The 15,799-nt window shown below is 66.8% G+C and carries 16 protein-coding genes, 1 tRNA gene and 1 pseudogene; 9 read left to right on the top strand and 9 right to left on the bottom strand.

From position 1 onward, the window contains the following. The first annotated feature begins 40 nt into the window (after window positions 1-40). Window positions 41-781 carry a thioredoxin domain-containing protein gene (locus GTV32_RS00290; RefSeq protein WP_343287154.1) on the top strand — a complete coding sequence of 247 codons (741 nt, stop codon included), beginning with the start codon at window positions 41-43 and terminating at the stop codon, window positions 779-781. Between the two features lie 112 nt (window positions 782-893). Next, window positions 894-966, top strand: a tRNA-Ala gene (locus GTV32_RS00295). A gap of 407 nt (window positions 967-1,373) precedes the next feature. Here the strand turns inward: GTV32_RS00295 and GTV32_RS00300 are convergent. The 5 genes from GTV32_RS00300 to GTV32_RS00320 form a co-directional block, all read right to left on the bottom strand. After that, window positions 1,374-2,324: a hypothetical protein gene (locus GTV32_RS00300; RefSeq protein WP_161058468.1), complete on the bottom strand. Its 951-nt coding sequence runs from the start codon at window positions 2,322-2,324 to the stop codon at window positions 1,374-1,376. After that, window positions 2,309-2,989 (bottom strand): alpha/beta hydrolase, encoded by a 681-nt coding sequence (locus GTV32_RS00305; RefSeq protein WP_161058469.1) that lies wholly within the window; start codon window positions 2,987-2,989, stop codon window positions 2,309-2,311. Before GTV32_RS00305 ends, GTV32_RS00300 begins: the two co-directional genes overlap by 16 nt. Before the next feature lie 153 nt (window positions 2,990-3,142). Next, a complete protein-coding gene (locus tag GTV32_RS00310; RefSeq protein ID WP_161058470.1) occupies window positions 3,143-3,835 on the bottom strand; it encodes an alpha/beta fold hydrolase in 693 nt (230 codons plus the stop codon). A gap of 115 nt (window positions 3,836-3,950) precedes the next feature. Beyond that, complete coding sequence (locus GTV32_RS00315) at window positions 3,951-4,286, bottom strand: Lsr2 family protein (RefSeq protein WP_161058471.1); 336 nt, start codon at window positions 4,284-4,286, stop codon at window positions 3,951-3,953. Between the two features lie 204 nt (window positions 4,287-4,490). Next, window positions 4,491-5,294, bottom strand: a complete 804-nt coding sequence (locus tag GTV32_RS00320) for a hypothetical protein (protein WP_237421456.1) — start codon at window positions 5,292-5,294, stop codon at window positions 4,491-4,493. On the opposite strand from GTV32_RS00320, the gene GTV32_RS00325 reads away from it, so the two are divergent. The 6 genes from GTV32_RS00325 (at window position 5,281) to GTV32_RS00350 (ending at window position 10,815) form a co-directional block, all read left to right on the top strand. Next, window positions 5,281-6,162, top strand: coding sequence for a rhodanese-related sulfurtransferase (locus GTV32_RS00325; RefSeq protein WP_161058472.1), 882 nt, complete (start codon window positions 5,281-5,283; stop codon window positions 6,160-6,162). The two genes, GTV32_RS00320 and GTV32_RS00325, sit on opposite strands and share 14 nt — an antisense overlap. Next, the gene (locus tag GTV32_RS00330; protein WP_161058473.1) at window positions 6,159-7,190 is read left to right on the top strand and encodes a GTP-binding protein; all 1,032 of its coding nucleotides are present in this window, start codon (window positions 6,159-6,161) and stop codon (window positions 7,188-7,190) included. The genes GTV32_RS00325 and GTV32_RS00330 overlap by 4 nt, the downstream gene beginning before the upstream one ends. A 177-nt stretch (window positions 7,191-7,367) precedes the next feature. After that, on the top strand, window positions 7,368-8,516 hold the full coding sequence (locus GTV32_RS00335) for an N-acetylmuramoyl-L-alanine amidase (RefSeq protein ID WP_237421458.1): 1,149 nt from the start codon (window positions 7,368-7,370) through the stop codon (window positions 8,514-8,516). A 17-nt stretch (window positions 8,517-8,533) separates the two neighbouring features. Next, a complete protein-coding gene (locus GTV32_RS00340) occupies window positions 8,534-9,469 on the top strand; it encodes an SDR family oxidoreductase (RefSeq protein ID WP_161058474.1) in 936 nt (311 codons plus the stop codon). Further along, window positions 9,466-10,239 (top strand): fructosamine kinase family protein, encoded by a 774-nt coding sequence (locus tag GTV32_RS00345; RefSeq protein WP_161058475.1) that lies wholly within the window; start codon window positions 9,466-9,468, stop codon window positions 10,237-10,239. Before GTV32_RS00340 ends, GTV32_RS00345 begins: the two co-directional genes overlap by 4 nt. Window positions 10,240-10,248: 9 nt before the next feature. After that, window positions 10,249-10,815, top strand: coding sequence for a nucleosidase (locus tag GTV32_RS00350; protein WP_161058476.1), 567 nt, complete (start codon window positions 10,249-10,251; stop codon window positions 10,813-10,815). Window positions 10,816-10,822: 7 nt separating this feature from the next. Here GTV32_RS00350 and GTV32_RS00355 read toward each other — a convergent pair whose 3' ends face one another. The 4 genes and pseudogenes from GTV32_RS00355 to GTV32_RS00370 form a co-directional block, all read right to left on the bottom strand. After that, the gene (locus tag GTV32_RS00355; RefSeq protein WP_161058477.1) at window positions 10,823-11,821 is read right to left on the bottom strand and encodes a DUF6542 domain-containing protein; all 999 of its coding nucleotides are present in this window, start codon (window positions 11,819-11,821) and stop codon (window positions 10,823-10,825) included. Window positions 11,822-11,855: 34 nt separating this feature from the next. Beyond that, window positions 11,856-13,052 (bottom strand): DNA recombination protein RmuC, encoded by a 1,197-nt coding sequence (locus GTV32_RS00360; protein ID WP_161058478.1) that lies wholly within the window; start codon window positions 13,050-13,052, stop codon window positions 11,856-11,858. A gap of 66 nt (window positions 13,053-13,118) precedes the next feature. Then, window positions 13,119-13,657, bottom strand: a pseudogene (locus GTV32_RS00365) (methylated-DNA--[protein]-cysteine S-methyltransferase). Continuing rightward, window positions 13,654-15,321, bottom strand: a complete 1,668-nt coding sequence (locus GTV32_RS00370; RefSeq protein WP_343287155.1) for an AlkA N-terminal domain-containing protein — start codon at window positions 15,319-15,321, stop codon at window positions 13,654-13,656. The pseudogene GTV32_RS00365 and the gene GTV32_RS00370 overlap by 4 nt, the downstream one beginning before the upstream one ends. A 118-nt stretch (window positions 15,322-15,439) precedes the next feature. On the opposite strand from GTV32_RS00370, the gene GTV32_RS00375 reads away from it, so the two are divergent. Further along, window positions 15,440-15,757 (top strand): hypothetical protein, encoded by a 318-nt coding sequence (locus tag GTV32_RS00375; RefSeq protein ID WP_161058480.1) that lies wholly within the window; start codon window positions 15,440-15,442, stop codon window positions 15,755-15,757. Window positions 15,758-15,799 lie beyond the last annotated feature (42 nt).

Below are 15,799 nucleotides of genomic sequence, written 5' to 3' on the forward strand. Positions count from 1 at the left end.
TCTCAGTCTGTTCTCATCGGGCCCCGGATAGAGTCCAGGTGTGAGCGACAAGCGCAAACCCGAGCAGTCGACGTCGAAGTACCAGCCGAGGGCCACCTCGAGCCGGACCACCTACATCCTGGCCGGAGCCGCCGTCGCGGTGATCGTCGCACTGGTGATCGGTGGCATCGTGTGGAACAGCCAGCGCGACACCGGCGGCGTCGACGAGGCCGTGCTGAGCGAGAACGCCGCGCTGATCATCGGTGCACCGTCTGCCCCACAGACGATCGACGTGTTCGAGGACTTCATGTGCCCGGTCTGCCAGGAGTTCGAGCAGCAATCCGGTGGCTCGATCACGAAAGCGATCGACGAGGGCACATTGCGCGTCCGCTATCACATGCTGACGTTCCTCGACGACCAGTCGTCGTCGGGAGACTACTCCTCACGCGCCGCCGGCGCCGCACAGTGTGTGGGTGCCGGTGAGGACAAAGAGGTCTTCCTCAAGTTCCACTCTGCACTGTTCGCCGACCAACCCAAGGAAGGTGGCAGCACAGACCTGAGCAATGCCGATCTCGCCCGCATCGCCGGCGAGCAGGGTGCGTCCCCAGCGACCCAGAAATGCGTCGCCGACGGTGCCAAGGTCGCTGAGGCCAAGGACGCCGCCGATCAGTCGACGACCCAGCTCTCGAAGGCCACCGACGGCCAGGTGGCGACCCCGACCGTACTGTCGGGTGGGGCGCCGGTAGACGGCATCATGAACGGCACCGGCTGGCTCGACGACCTGCTGGCCGAGAAGGGTTGATCGGAGCGCACGGATTTGGCCGGAATCCCGGCGATGGTGTAGTTTCGCCTTTGCCCTTGAAACGTTGTGACCACCGCGGTGAGCACTCCAAAGGGCGGAAACAACTACACACGGGGCTATGGCGCAGCTGGTAGCGCACCACACTGGCAGTGTGGGGGTCAGGGGTTCGAGTCCCCTTAGCTCCACAAACGAAACCCCCTCCGAAGTGGTACGGAGGGGGTTTCGTCGTCTTCGGGGTACCGGCGGCAAGACCCGAATGGCCATTCGGCGTCCTTTCCGCGTCAAATTGCTGATCACCAGCCGCTTTTGCCGAACACCTGGGCGGCAGCTCTCAATCGGTCGTCGGCGGCGCGTACATTCACCGCGGTCGTCATCCGCTCCGAGTGGCCGTGCCCGACCGTGGGTGACCGGCAACTGCCAGCGCGTCTGGTTCCGCCGACGTCAGTCCGGGTCGTAGTCGGACGTCCGCGACTGTCGCCACATCTTCAACGGACGGTCGAGTTCGTCGGTGGTGTCGCTCTCACCGCGGTTGGCGGACCGCCCTGGTCATTGCACGAAGAGATGTCGTAGCCGGCCAGTCACCTTCTTCGTGTCAGGCGTCGCGGTCCTCGATCTGGAACGTCAAGCGTGCGTTGTCCCCGAAGATTTCCAGCTTCCGGGCCACGTCGGGTAGTGGGACGGAGAATCGCCACGTCTCGTCGCTCCGGCCGGCCTTGACCGGGGTGTTGTGTTCGCCAGCATCCGGCAGGCCTTGCGTGATCGGATCGAAACCGTCGATCGGGCCGCCGATCGATGAGTTCCATGCCGGGTACGCCTCGATCCCCGTCCTGTCGGCATTCGGTCCGACGTCGACGATCAGCGAGTCGGCCCAGTCGAACACCTGCTCGAGATGGTCGGAGAAGTCGAAGATGCTGTTTCGCTGGGCGAGTTTGCTCACCCGCAGGACGAGGCTGTACCGAGCGCGCCCTTCGTGCGGGACCTCACCGGTATCGGACAGCTCCGCCGGATCCATCAGGAACGTACTCAGAAGCGGGACGGGATGATCGGGGCTGTCGCCGAGGCGCCGGAGCTCATCGTCGAGCTGGATGGGGCAGTACTGATCGGCCCGCTGTTCGCTCAGCACAATGGGAAGTCCACGGATGGCCAGCCGTAGATCCGCCTGCCATGTGACCTGATCGTCGCCGGGCACGTCCTGAGGCGATGTGAGTCCCTCGAGGCCGACCTTCACGGTCCAGCGTCCGAACAGAAAGCGACGGAGGTTCTGGTAGCCCTCTTCCGAGTTCACCTCGCCATAGCGACCGGAGTGGGATCGATAAACAAAGGCGCGGTGCGCCTTTCGGACGTAGGCGTTCTCGATGCGGACGAGGCCGTCACTCTTGGGCCCGACCACCGTCTTGGCGGGGCCATAATCCTTGGGGTTGGTGCCGATCAGGCAGAACACGTCGTCGGCGTCGAGTGCGCCCGCGAGATCCTGAGGGTCGAACTCGGCTCCCTCTTCTGGTTCGTCACCGAACTTCTTGTCCTTCGTCAGATATCCATACATCTTCTCGGGGCGAAGATGTCCGCACCGGCCGGACCGACGGTCTCTTCGATCCAGTTCAGGAGCCCGCTGCTGAACACGATGCCGCCGTGCGGAGTGCCGTAGGTGAAGAATTTGGCGACGAGATCTCGTGCCGGGCTACGTTTCTGTTCCTGACAGATCTTCTGCATCATGCAGCGGGCGACGAGCCCGCCCATCGAATGCGCCACCACGATCACCTTGTCCGCACCCGTCTTTCGGCGGACCAGGGAGATCAGGTCATAAAGGCCGAGTGCCGCCTCTTCGATGTCGAATCCGTTGGCGGTGACGCGTTGATGGATCGTGGAGAAGACCCTCTGCGCAACGTTCCGGTGCGGCGGGGCAGCAAACGTCGTCGCGGCTTGGTCGTAGAACCGGTACACCCATATCGAGTCGCTCGCGATGGCGCCGTCGTCGGCATTACGCAGATACGCCTCCTGATCCCCGCGTACGAGCAGCTCGTAATCGTGGTCGATCATCAGTCGGAGCATCGGCCCTTCGAATTGATAGAACCGAGGGTCCCCGTTGCCGTCGACCCTGATGTGGGTGGCACCTTCGTTGAATCCGTAGAACGGATCATCGACCTGACTGTCGATGCCTGCCGTCCCGCCGGCATAGCCACGGATGTAGATGATCGGGTATCGCTCCATGATCTCGGCCTTTACGCGCTGAGCGGCACATGGTCCGGGCGGACGATGTGGAGAATCGGACACTCCCGATGATTGTGCGCGCCTACCGATCTGCGCGCGAGAGTAGTGCACTACCCGAGTCGGGATGGCGTGTCACAGGATGCGGTGCCCAGATCAGAGGAGTGCATCTGCGAGCGCGGCGGGCTGACTCAACGCCGCCAGATGGCCGCCGGGGACCACCACGGCGTCGACGCCCAGGCGTTCCCTGGCGAACCGCACCTGGAAATCTCTCGGGAACATGCGGTCGTCGCGACCGGTGACGACCGTGACCGGTGTCGGCCAGGTGTCGAACGGGGTCGCACAGTCCATGATCGCGTCGGACTGATCGGGCCCACCCTGCCTCACCGCCTCCTGGACGACATCGTCGGGCACGTCGTGAAAGAACTCTTGCATCTCGTCGATGTCGTCGCCGAGTTCGCGGCCCTCGTCGGCGGCGAATGCCTTCCGCGCCTCCCCAGCACCGCTGGTGCCGAACCAGTGGGCCGGTGTCTCGTGGGGGAGCGGGATCATTGCATTCACCAGCACGATGCGTTCGGCGGCGACCCCCTCGGCGAACACGGGTGCGGTGAATCCGCCCAACGACTGGGCCACCACCACGATGTCGGCATCACCCGCGGCGTTGTCGGCCCCCGCATTGCGGAGTTGCTGCACACACGCGTCGGCGTACGCCGGGAAGTCCGCGGCCGGATCGCCGGACGGCAGGTCGATCGCCACCGCCCGATGTCCGCGCCGTACGAGTTCCGGGACCACTCGGTGCCAATACCAACCACTGCCACCGGCACCGGGAACGAGTGCGAAGGTCGCCATCCGCCCATCGTAGGGGCGTAGCGGCGGCGTGAACGGCGGAATGCCGGAAGGCCCGAACCCCTCGGGGTCCGGGCCTTCCGGCAGGCGCTCGCGATGGCGAAGCGTGTTCGATTGGTCAGTGCGCGGCTTCGAAGGCCTCGATGACGCTCAACGGGATGCGGCCCCGATCGCTGACCTCGTACCCGTTCTTGTTGGCCCATTCGCGAATGGCCTTGGTCTGTTCCTTGCTGCGGGCGGCCGAGACCGGAGCGGCCCGCTTGACACCACGCGACGACGTCACGCGTGAGACCGAAACGTACTTCTCCAGCGAATCGCGGAACTGCGCTGCGTGCTTCGCCGACGTGTCGAATTCGTAGCTTTTCCCGTCCAATGACCAGCGAACGGTCTCGTATTCGTCGAGGACCTTGCCGTCGATGTCATCGATGACTTGGACGATTTCCTTCTTCGCCATGGTGAACTCCCTGTCCTCGTGGTGAGAATCTGTTCTCACCTGAATTGTCTCGACCATCGATTCGTCGTGCGCTGGCTGGAAGCAGCAACGATTGTTTCTTTGTTGGTCGGATACATGGTAGACGTCGGGAAATAATAAGTTCCTGAGAACCCCACTATTCCCCCGAGTACGCAAAGAAACGTCCGGGTGATTACCGGACGCCGATCATGACGTCGGCGGACTGGGTACGGATGTTTCCTGATTTCCTTCGCGCGCGGTCGTAGCCGCGGAGGGGGAAGCCGACTCCGGAATGCCGGTCAGCGCCGACGGCGCACGATCGGCGGCCGCAATCGGTTGGTAACCCGTTGGTGTGATTGCGAATCCGGATTTCGAACGAGATTCGAGACAGAACATGCCGGCGGTCTCGACCAGACAGGAAAACCGCGAGATCGAAATGGTGTGGCCGTAGTCCACGATTGTGCTCCGGTAGAGGACGGGATATCGATTGGCGCACGCGCCGTGTTGTGCCCCATCGGTGCTCAGCGTCACAAGATTGCGCGCCCACCGACAACTGCTCGGTGTGTCGGGTGGTGGATTGCCCCGTGTTTCCGTGTTCTGCCGGCATGCCAGCGTGGCACTGCCATTGGTTCCGGTGGAACAGTTCACCCGACGGTCGGGAGTGGTGAAGTGGAAACCCGATGTGTCCTCGATCGGGGAATTGGGTCGCACCGAGCCCTGGTGATAGTCGGAATTGTCGACACGCGGTGCCAGCGCGACCACCCGGCCGATCGTCCAGTCCGGCAGGGCGACGGCGGTGTCGGGGGTGGACGGCGCCGCGGCGGTCGTTGTCGTCTCGGCCTCGGACTGGGTGGAGAGTACGTCGGTGGGCGGCAGCACGATGCGGGACGGATCGGTTCCCGAGGAGAGCGAGCAGCCCGCGCTGACGAGCGCAGCCATGGCCGCGATGAGGCAGACGTGTACCGAGCGACGCCGCAGCCGTCCGTACCCTTGCACTGTGTCGACTCCCAAGATCGTGTTGTTCTACGTGTTCACGCCGCTCGCCGATCCCGACGCCATCCGGTTGTGGCAGCAGGCCCTCTGTGAACAGCACGGCCTGCGCGGCAGGATCATCGTGTCATCCCACGGCATCAACAGCACCGTCGGCGGAGACATCGTCCAGGTGAAAAGGTACGTCAAGGCCATACGCTCATATCCGGCGTTCAAGCAGGCCGACATCAAATGGTCCGACGGGACGGGAGACGACTTTCCGCGACTGAGTGTTCGGGTACGCCCGGAAATCGTCACTTTCGGCGTACCCGACGAGGTCCACGTCGACGAGAACGGCGTCATCGGTGGCGGTACCCGGCTCAGCCCCCGTGCGCTCAACGACCTGGTGGCCGCCCGCGGTGAGGACGTGGTGTTCTTCGACGGCCGCAACCGGATCGAGGCCGAGGTCGGCCATTTCTCGGGGGCGGTGGTGGCCGATGTGGAGTCGACACGTGACTTCGTCCCGCTTCTCGACAGCGGCACCTACGACCACCTCAAGGGCCGGCCGGTCGTCACCTATTGCACGGGCGGGGTGCGGTGTGAGGTCCTCAGCAGTCTGATGCGTGCGCGCGGATTCGAGGAGGTCTACCAACTCGACGGTGGGATCGTGCGCTACGGCGAAGAGTTCGGCGACGACGGCCTGTGGGAGGGCTCCCTCTATGTTTTCGACAATCGCATGACCGTGGAGTTCTCCGATCACGCGGCAGTGATCGGAACGTGCGCGCGCTGCGGGGCCCAGACGAGCGGAGTGGCGAATTTCCCCGATGCCCTCGGTCGTGAGCTCGCGGTGATCTGTCCTGACTGCCAGGCCGGTGCAGGCGACGAGGCGTTGGAGGCGGCGTCGCGGTGAGCCGCGAGTCGGTGCCGGTCGTCCTCATCGCGGGATTCCTCGGGTCCGGCAAGACGACCTTGTTGAATCACCTGCTCCGGCGCGCGTCGGGGACACGAATCGGCGTGCTGGTCAACGACTTCGGGTCGATCAACATCGACGCCATGCTGATCGCCGGTCAAGCGGACGGCACCGTCAGCCTGTCGAACGGGTGCGTCTGCTGCAGCGTTGACGCCGAGGGGGTCGAAAGCGCGCTGACCGGTCTGTTGCGGCCCTCGGCGGGGATCGACGTGATCGTCATCGAGGCGAGCGGGATCGCCGAGCCCCGGGCACTGATCCGGATGATCACCGGCCTCGCCGACCCGCGGCTGCGGTACGGCGGACTTGCCTATGTGGTCGACGCCGCGGCACTCACCGGACTGCGTCGGCGCCACCCCGAGGTGGATCGCCACATCGAGATCGCCGATCTGGTGGTGATCAACAAGGCCGACCTCGTCGACGACGCCGAACTGGCCGTGGTCGGTGAGATCGTCGGGGCGGTGAACGACACGGCTCCCACGGTGGTGACACGCGATGCCGTGATCGATCCCGGCCTGCTGTTCGATGCGGCCGACCGCCAGAGGGCGCCGGTGACCTCGGACGGCCAACTGACCCTCGACGCGCTCCTGGCACAGACCGACGACCACTCCGACCACGCGCATCTCCACGGCTCGTATCAGTCGGTCGAATTCATGAGTGAGGCCCCGCTCGACCCGAGACGCCTCTCCGCATTTCTCGAACGCCCACCTGCCGGCTGCTATCGGATCAAAGGTGTCGTGGCCTTCGATGTGCCGGGACATCGTCAGAAGTACGTCGTGCACGCCGTCGGAGGGTTCGTCCGGGCCCAGCGACAGCCGTGGTCGGGTGAGCCGAGGATCTCGAACATGGTGGTCATCGGCGCAGGTCTCGACGAATCCGAGGTGAAGGCGCGACTACGGGCCACCGTCGACGACGGGACGCCGGACGAACACGGAATTCTCAGCATCACGCGGTATTTGTCATCCGTGTGACTGTCGGTGCCGGGATGTCACAGCTCCCTAACGGTTTGTATCACCGCAGGTCGTGAATTTTCGTTTCTGCGGGCAGCCTGTTTCACTGTTACCAATGTGACTAAAGTGGCCAGTGTTGCATCTTGGAAGGGAGTGTGGCGCCGAACCGATCCGAGGTCGGCGGGCGCCCGGTGTGTGATGACCCAGACTGTGATGACCCGGCGTTCCGGGGGATGGAAGATCGACCGACGGCGGCGGGGCGTCGTCGCGGCGATATCCGCCCTCGCCCTCACGGCCGGCACGATGACGACCATCGCGGCCCCCGACGCCGTCGCGGCGCCGCAGCCGACCGGCACCGTTCTGGCGGGCAAGACGATCTTCCTCGACCCCGGGCACCAGGGAGGTGCTGCCGGGCACAACCTCAATGCGCAGGTACCCGACGGGCGAGGCGGCAAGAAGGACTGCCAGACCTCGGGTGCGACCGGCGTGAACGGCGCCAAAGAGCACACCGTGAACTGGCAGATCACCCAGCTGGTGAAGGCCGGCCTGGAGAGTCAGGGGGCACGGGTGGTGCTCAGCCGTCCCGATGACACCGGGTGGGGCGGCTGCGTCGACCAACGCGCTGCCGCCGCCGGCCGGTCCGGTGCCGCAGTCGCGGTGAGCCTGCACGCGGATTCGACGTCCGCCGGGGCGGACGCCTCCAAGAAGGGCTTCCACATGATCGTGCCGCAGCTACCGGTGCCGGACGGCACGGTCAGCCGCGTCCAGGGTGGAGAAGGTCGCAAGGCCTCCTCGGCGATGCGGGACGCGTTCGTCAAGGCGGGGTTCCCGGCCGCCAATTACGCCGGCGTCACCAACGGTCTGCAAACCCGTTCGGACATCGCGGCGGTGAACCTGACGAAGGTTCCCGCGGTGTTCATCGAGATGGGCAATCTGTCGAATCCGGCTGAGGCTGCGGCACTTTCGGCCAAGGATGGCCAGCTCAAGTATGCGATGGCGGTCACCGACGGCATCCTCGACTACGTGCGCGGTCCGGCGGCCGCCCCTGCTCCGGCGCCGGCCGCCCCCAAATCGGCGGCACCGAATTCGGCAGCTCCCGACACGGCACCGCCGAGCTCGGCGGCACCGAACGCGGCACCCAACTCGACGACGCCATCGACTCCCGACAGCGATGCCGACGGTCTGGCGACGGTCATCCCGTTCATCCAGCAGTTGCTGGGCACCGACGACCCGAAGGCGATCACGCAGTTGCTGCTCGGCCAGGGGCAGGACGTCTCCGCCCAGGTGCTCAAGGCGATGCTGACGGTGGTCTACGGGTTGTTCGGCGGCAAGCTGCCGATCGGCTGAGGGCCTAGGCTGTGGTGATGGGGCTCAAGGATCTGATCGTCATGCCGACACCCGTGCCCACGTTGCGGGAGCGCATCGTGCTCATCACCGGCGCCGCCTCCGGGATCGGCCGGGCGACCGCGATCGCCGCGGCCGACGACGGTGCCCAACTGATTCTGACGGATCTCCATGCGGACCCGCTCGACGACGTCGTGCGAGAGATCACCGGCAAAGGTGGGGCGGTGCTCTACCACCAGGCGGGCGACATCTCGGATTACGACTGGGTCCGCTCGTTCGCCAATCAGGTGGACGCCGAGGTCGGGGTGGCCGACGTCGTCATGAACATCGCCGGCGTGTCGGCGTGGGGGACCGTGGAGAATCTCGAGCACCGGCATTGGCGCACCATGGTGGATGTCAATCTGATGGGTCCCATCCATGTGATCGAATGTTTTGTCCCGCAGATGATCCGGCGCGGGCACGGTGGGCATCTGGTGAACGTGTCATCGGCGGCGGGGTTGCTGGCGCTGCCGTGGCACGCGGCCTACAGCGCGAGCAAGTTCGGTCTGCGAGGGGTGTCAGAGGTCCTTCGCTTCGACCTGCGTCGACACCGCATCGGAGTGTCGTTGGTGTGCCCGGGCGGGGTCGACACGCCCTTGGTCGACACGGTGGAGATCGCCGGCATCAACCGTGACGATCCGCGGATCAAGGCGCAGATCGCCCAGTTCCACAAGGTCGCGGTCACGCCCGAAAAGGCTGCCGCGGCAATCCTCAAAGGCATTCGGAAGAATCGTTTCCTCGTCTACACCTCGTTCGACATCCGCTTCGGGTACTGGTGGGCGCGAAAGTTCGCCCTGCCTTACGAGATCCTGATGCGCGTGGCCAACGATCGGTTCGATCATCTGGCCCGGGTCAGCGCGCGGTCGCTCGAACGCAAGGCCGCCGCGCAGAACGGCACCGACATCTCTTCCACATGAGCCGCGTGTTCCGCAAGGACCGCCGCGACGTCGATCCGGACTTCTTTCGCGCCGAGGCTGCTGGTCTCCGATGGTTGGGTGACGGCGGGGGACCGGTGGTCGAGGTGCTCGCCGTGGGTGAGGATTTCATCGAGCTGGAACATCTGACGTCGACACGCCCGGCGGAGACACCGGCACGAGATCTCGGGTCGGCGCTGGCACGGATGCATGACGCGGGCGCGTCCGGATTCGGTGGTCCCCCAGACGGTTACGACGGCAGACAGTTCATCGGTGAGCGTCCACTGAGTACGCGTGTGCACGACCGTTGGGGTGTGTTCTACGCCGAGGAGCGGGTGCTGCCATATCTCCCGCCTGCGATCGAGGCCGGGAATCTCGGCCCCGAGGACGCGGCTGCGACCCACGAGGCGTGCGCGCTGCTCGCGGGCGGTGCCTTCGATGACGACGATCCGCCCGCGCGACTCCACGGTGACCTGTGGACCGGCAATGTGGTGTGGACCGCGCAGGGAGCCGTGCTCATCGACCCGGCCGCGCACGGCGGGCACCGCGAAACCGACCTGGCGATGCTGGCGCTGTTCGGTTGCCCGCAGCTCACCGAGATCCTGGCGGGCTACCAGCGTGAGCACGCCCTGCGTGCCGGCTGGGAGGACCGCATCGCGCTCCACCAACTGCATCCGCTCGCGGTGCACGCCGCGGGCCACGGTCCGTCGTATGGGACGGCGCTGGGACGGGCGGCACGGGCCTGCGTCGCGCTGGCCGAGCGTGGACGATAGTTTCACTTCGTGACACTCGACCGCGGCACGCTCATCGTCGCAGCCACGCACGCCGAGGCGCGCTACGTCCCGACCGGGACGCGCGTCCTCATCACCGGTATCGGCAAGGTCCGTGCCGCGACGGCCCTGACCAGAGTGCTCGCAGGCGCCGGCGACGAACCCCCGGTCCAGCAGGTCGTCAACGTGGGCACCGCGGGCGCACTCCACGATCACCATTCGGGGCTCTTCGTGCCCTCGACCGTCATCGAGCACGACATCAGCAGCACCGAATTGAGGGCGATGGGTTATCCGATCGTCGACGCCTGGGAGATGCCCGGCGGCGACGGCAGCGTGCTGGCGTCCGGCGACACCTTTGTCGCTGACCTGGCCCGGCGCGCGACGCTCGCCGCTAGAGCCGATCTGGTGGACATGGAGGCCTGCGCGATCGCACATGTGAGCGCGGAGTTCGGCGTGCCCTGTCGAGTGGTGAAGGTGGTCAGCGACGGCGCCGACGAAGCGGCGATGGACTGGCCGTCACTGGTCGACGACGCGGCAAGGCGGCTCGGACGGTGGTTCGACAGCGTCACACGGGTGTGAGCGTCAGTCAGCCGCGATAGCGTGCGCGGGTGGACGGATACCGCGATGCGGACGCCTGCGGCGTCGCCGACTCGTAGCGCGGATGATCGGCTGCTGCCGACGGCGTCCGTCGGCGGGCCGCCGCACCGGCCGTCGGGCGGGCTTCGGTGGCCGGCGGCGCGATGGTCTCGCCGATCGATTCCTCACCGGACCCGAGGAGCTCGCCGGCCTCTGCACGTTGGACCGCCCCGGCAGTCGAGCGGCGTTTGGTCGCCTGCGCTGGGTCGGGGGTGGCGCGTTTGGTGCTCTCGGGGCGCTTGCTCTGTTTGGTGGCCGCGGCGGCGCGGGCCGACGGACCGTCGGCGGCCTTTTGGCTCTTCGCGACACCATCGGCCGAGCCGCCCGCGGCCGGCCGTGGGCGCCGCGTTTTCTGCGCCGCGGAGGAAGGCTTTCTCGGCTCGCCGGATTCGGCCGAGCGCGCCTTGGAGGCGACTGGACGAGAAGCGCGCTTCGTGGCGGTACGGGAGCCGGCGGACTTGGCGGGAGTGGGCTTGGGTTTCGCCGCCCGCCGCCGGCCGACGCCGGTCGAACGATCCCGGGTGAGGTACCACCGCGCGGCCACCAGCCCGAGCGTCACCAGGAACGTCAGCAGCATCCAGGGAAATGCGTCGGCGATGGGGAGCAGGACCTTGAAGACGAGGCTCTTCAGACCGGATGAGGCCTGGTCGGCGTTGAGGCCATAGAGCGTGATGACTCCGACGAGGAATGCGATGAGGGGCGGCTGCGCCGCGGCGGTGAACAGAGCACGGCGCCGCACGGCGAGCGCTGCGGTCACGCAGCCGACCAAGTAGCAGAACTTGAAGATTCCGCCGAGGGCGTCGGTGTTGCTCGCATCGATCGCCGCACCGATGCTCGTGATGACTGTGGCCACGAGCACACCGCCCCACCACGGGAGGCCGCGTACCGTCGGCAGCACGGATTGCTGATCCAGCGGTACTGCTGATCGCTGTTGCGGGGCAGAAGACACATCTAGACGGTACCGGTTAACCCCCCGAAAACTGTTAACCGCCGGGTGATGTTGCCCATCGCCCTGTTTCGGCGGTGTCGTCGCTGGTCCGGATGCCTCCGGCGGTGCGGACGGTGATGTCGATCGGGGAGGCCGCAGTGTGCTGCGCCTCACCCTGGAGGGCGTCCAATTCGGCCAGTTTGCGAGCTGTGACGCCTACGCGAGCATCGACGGCACCGACCGTCGAGTTGAAGGAATCGACGGCTCGGCGCAGCGACCCGCCGAGCTTGTCGAGGTGACCGAGCACGCCGCCGAGGCGGTGGTGGAGTTCTGTCCCGAGTTGGTGGATGACGGCGGCATCGCGCGCCATCGCGTCGTGCCGCCAGCCGAGCGCGACCGTGCGCAGCAGCGCGACGAGCGTCGCCGGCGTTGTCAGTACCACGTTCTTGCTGAACCCGAATTCGATCAGATCACCGTCGGCCCGCACCGCGGCCTCGAGGACCGGATCGCTCGGTACGAACAGCACCACCATCTCCGGCGTGTTGTCGAAGGCCGACCAGTACGCCTTCGACGACAGCTGTGTGATGTGGGCGCGGACGGCGCGCGCATGATCGCCGAGAAGCCGGTCGGCGACGGCCGGATCGGGTTCCTCGACGGCGGCCAGATACGACTGCAGTGGCACCTTGGCGTCCACCACGATGTTCCGCTCACCCGCGAGATGGACGACCATGTCGGGCCGGACCGCTCCCGATGATCCCTCCGCGGACACCTGGGTCGAGAAGTCGCAATGTCGGGCCATGCCGGCCAGCTCGACGACACGTTCGAGCTGTAGCTCGCCCCAGCGGCCGCGGACCTGCGGCGTGTGGAGTGCGTTCGCGAGTTGTCGGGTCTGGTCGGTCAGTTGTGCCGAGACGGCGTGCATGCCGCGCACCTGTTCGGTGAGCCCCGAGTACGCACTGATGCGGTGGTGTTCGGTTCGGCGCAACTCCTCGGAGAGCTGGCCGAGCACAGCCCGGAGCGGGTCGACGATGTGTGAGACCTGCGACCCGATGGCCGAGGATTGGCGCCGCGCCGCATCCTCACTCGCGGACGAGAGCGAACGGGCCGCGAGATCGTGTGCGGAGCGGACGGACTGGAGCTCGGCACGGGTCGCGGCGAGGGCAGCGGCCGAGCGGGACGCGTGCGCGAGCCACCCGAGCAGTCCGCCGAGGGCCAGGCCGGCGATCAAGGCGACGATCACTGAGGCATTCATGACCGTCATGGTGCTCGACGGGTCCGACAGTGGGACGGGACCTCGATCTCCGGTCTGGCCGCGCGGTCACTCGTCCGCGAGCACCTCACGATCGAGCAACGAACGCTTCACGTCGAGTCCGTAGCGGAATCCGCCGAGTGAGCCATCGGTGCGCAACACCCGGTGGCAGGGACGAACAGCGCAGCGGCGTTGCGTGAGCACGCCGCCGCGGCTCCGCGGATCGCCGTGGGCTTGCCGGAGAGCCCGGCGAACTCGGAGTAGGTCACCGGGGCGCCGGGCGCCACGGTCCGCAGCACCGACCACGCGTGTTCGAGGAACGGGCCCGAATGCTGGACGACCTCGACGTTGTCGAGGGCATCGAACGCCCCCGAGTAGTAGGAGTCGACGCGCTCACGGAGTCCGTCGAGTCCGTCGCGCCGCAACTGCTCGGGCCGGATGGACCGGTGTACGAGCGCGGTCAGGTAGTCCGGATCGTCGGTCCAACCCGAGGCAAGGACCCGGTCGGCGTCATCGGCGACGACGGTGAACGCGCCGTCGGGCGTGGGGATCGACGTCCAGCGGGCGACGCTGGTGGTCGTCGCGGGGGTCGAGATCGTGGATGTCATCGTGCTCCTTCTGCAGGCTCGTCGAGTCGCTGCCGACGAGTCGATTGGGTCGATCGCGTCTGCGCCGCTCGGGCAGTTCGCGATCGCGAGGTCGGGGCCCGCGTGGAATGGTGCGTCGACGTCTGCTCGCTCGTGATCGTTCGGGTCAGTATCGGCTCGGTCACCGACAGTCGGTGGCGCCAGAGATGCATCGAGGCATACGAGCGCCACGGAGCCCACGCGGGAGCGCCGTCGGCGAGATCGATGCCCACCTCGGTGGCGGCCCGCGCGACCACGAGGTCGCGGTCGAGCAGGATGTCGGGCTCACCGGTGACCCGCATCGCCACATAGTCGGCGGTCCAGGCCCCGATTCCCGGGAACTCGAGCAACGCGGACCTCAGGTCGGCGGCCGTGCGGCCGGGGTGCAGCTCCAGATGGCCCCCGGCCAGGGCCTCGGCGACGGCGAGAACGGCGTCGATCCGACGCCTCGGTCCGGTCAACACCCGGTGTCCGTGTTCGGCGATGGTGGCCGCGTCGGGAAAGAGGGTCCAGGCCGGCGCCGGAGCGCCTTCTGTCTCCGCATTCAGGTGCCACGGCACCGGCTCTCCGAGAGTCTCCACCAGGCGCGCAGTGTGATGGCGGGCCGCCTTCACGCTGATCTGCTGCCCGATCATGGTCCGGATCAGGGTCTCGGTCGAGTCCACTGATCCCGGGACACGCAGACCGGGCGCGGCGTCGACGAGTGGGGCCAACGACGGGTCGTCGCGCAGAGCGATGTCGATGCTGACCGGGTCGGCGTCGAGATCGAGCAGTCGTCGGAGTCGGTTGACCGCCACACCGAGGTCGCGCATGTCGAGGTGGGTGATGGTCGCGGTCATGTGCGTGGCCGCCGGTTCGACGGCGGCCAGGGCGGGACCGTGCGGGAGTCTCATCGTGCGTCGATAGCGCCAGGAGTCGCTGTCGGTGTCGTCCACCAGTTCGCCGCCCGGGACTGCGTGTGCCAGCAGGAACCAGTGCAGCCAGCGGGTGTCCAGGGGCATCCGGTGCGCGAGGCGCAGCGTCACCTCCCCGACGGCACCCTGCCCGGCCACACCCGCCGGCGACGGCAACTTCCGCAGCCGCGTGGGGGTCAGGCCGAAGACCTCGCGAATGGTGTCGTTGAACTGGCGGATGCTGGTGAAACCGGCAGCGAACGCGATGTCGGCCATCGGCATCGGCGTGCACTGGATCAGCACACGCGCCGTCGCGGCGCGGTGGGCGCGCGCCAACGCGAGCGGTCCGGCCCCGAGTTCGGTGGTCAACACCCGGTTCACATGGCGTGGCGTGTAGCCGAGCCGGGTGGCCAGTCCATCGACACCCTCCCGTTCCACCACGCCGTCGGCGATCAGTCGCATGGCGCGTGACGACAGGTCCGCTCCCGCGTTCCAGCGCGGCGAACCGGGCACCGCGTCGGGAGCACAACGACGGCACGCCCGGAACCCCTCGTGCTGGGCGGCGGCCGCGGTCAGCACGAAATGCACGTTCTCCGCGCGGGGTGTCAGCGCGGGACACGACGGCCGGCAATAGATCCCGGTGGTGTGGACGGCGACGAAGAACTGGCCGTCGAACCGGGCATCCCGCGACGAGACCGCGCGGTAGCACCGATCGAAGTCGAGAGGCCGGGGGAGGTGGATCGTCGTGGTCACCACACCACTCTGACACCGTTCTCCGACCGAATCTGGCGGGAATCGGACATGGCCGTCCGGCCCATATCGAATTGAGGGAATTGGTGACGTAGATAACAATTCCTGGCACGATGAGCCCATGAACACACCGTTCACGGGTGCCCGACACCGAGGTCGGCACGAACTCCCGTTGTCGGAATTCCCGGCATGGGGACTCGAGATCATGATGGGCCTGTACGGACCCGAGACCGTGCAGCACGCAGCGCAGCAGGACCCGCCGAGCCCGGGCGTCTCACCGCGGCCGGCCGACGACCTCGCCGAGTTAGCGCCGGAAGAGACCGCGCCGACATCGCCCTGTGTGCAGCAGCCGCTGTCGCCGCTCGTCCTGCAGCTCGAGGCGGTCAACGAACTCGTTCGCTACGTCGAACGCCGCATCAAGCGCCACCACCCGAGCTGACCTGCCGGGTGTGACGCGCGTATCGGCCGACACACCCGCGGA

Source organism: Gordonia sp. SID5947 (assembly GCF_009862785.1).
Classification (GTDB): domain Bacteria; phylum Actinomycetota; class Actinomycetes; order Mycobacteriales; family Mycobacteriaceae; genus Gordonia.

Coding starts and splice junctions, on each gene's coding strand:
- GTV32_RS00335 (WP_237421458.1), top strand. CDS start 7,368: ATGACCCAGACTGTGATGACCCGGCGTTCCGGGGGATGGAAGATCGAC.
- GTV32_RS00360 (WP_161058478.1), bottom strand. CDS start 13,052: ATGAATGCCTCAGTGATCGTCGCCTTGATCGCCGGCCTGGCCCTCGGC.
- GTV32_RS00375 (WP_161058480.1), top strand. CDS start 15,440: ATGAACACACCGTTCACGGGTGCCCGACACCGAGGTCGGCACGAACTC.
- GTV32_RS00345 (WP_161058475.1), top strand. CDS start 9,466: ATGAGCCGCGTGTTCCGCAAGGACCGCCGCGACGTCGATCCGGACTTC.
- GTV32_RS00315 (WP_161058471.1), bottom strand. CDS start 4,286: ATGGCGAAGAAGGAAATCGTCCAAGTCATCGATGACATCGACGGCAAG.
- GTV32_RS00305 (WP_161058469.1), bottom strand. CDS start 2,989: ATGGAGCGATACCCGATCATCTACATCCGTGGCTATGCCGGCGGGACG.
- GTV32_RS00300 (WP_161058468.1), bottom strand. CDS start 2,324: ATGTATGGATATCTGACGAAGGACAAGAAGTTCGGTGACGAACCAGAA.
- GTV32_RS00310 (WP_161058470.1), bottom strand. CDS start 3,835: ATGGCGACCTTCGCACTCGTTCCCGGTGCCGGTGGCAGTGGTTGGTAT.
- GTV32_RS00340 (WP_161058474.1), top strand. CDS start 8,534: ATGGGGCTCAAGGATCTGATCGTCATGCCGACACCCGTGCCCACGTTG.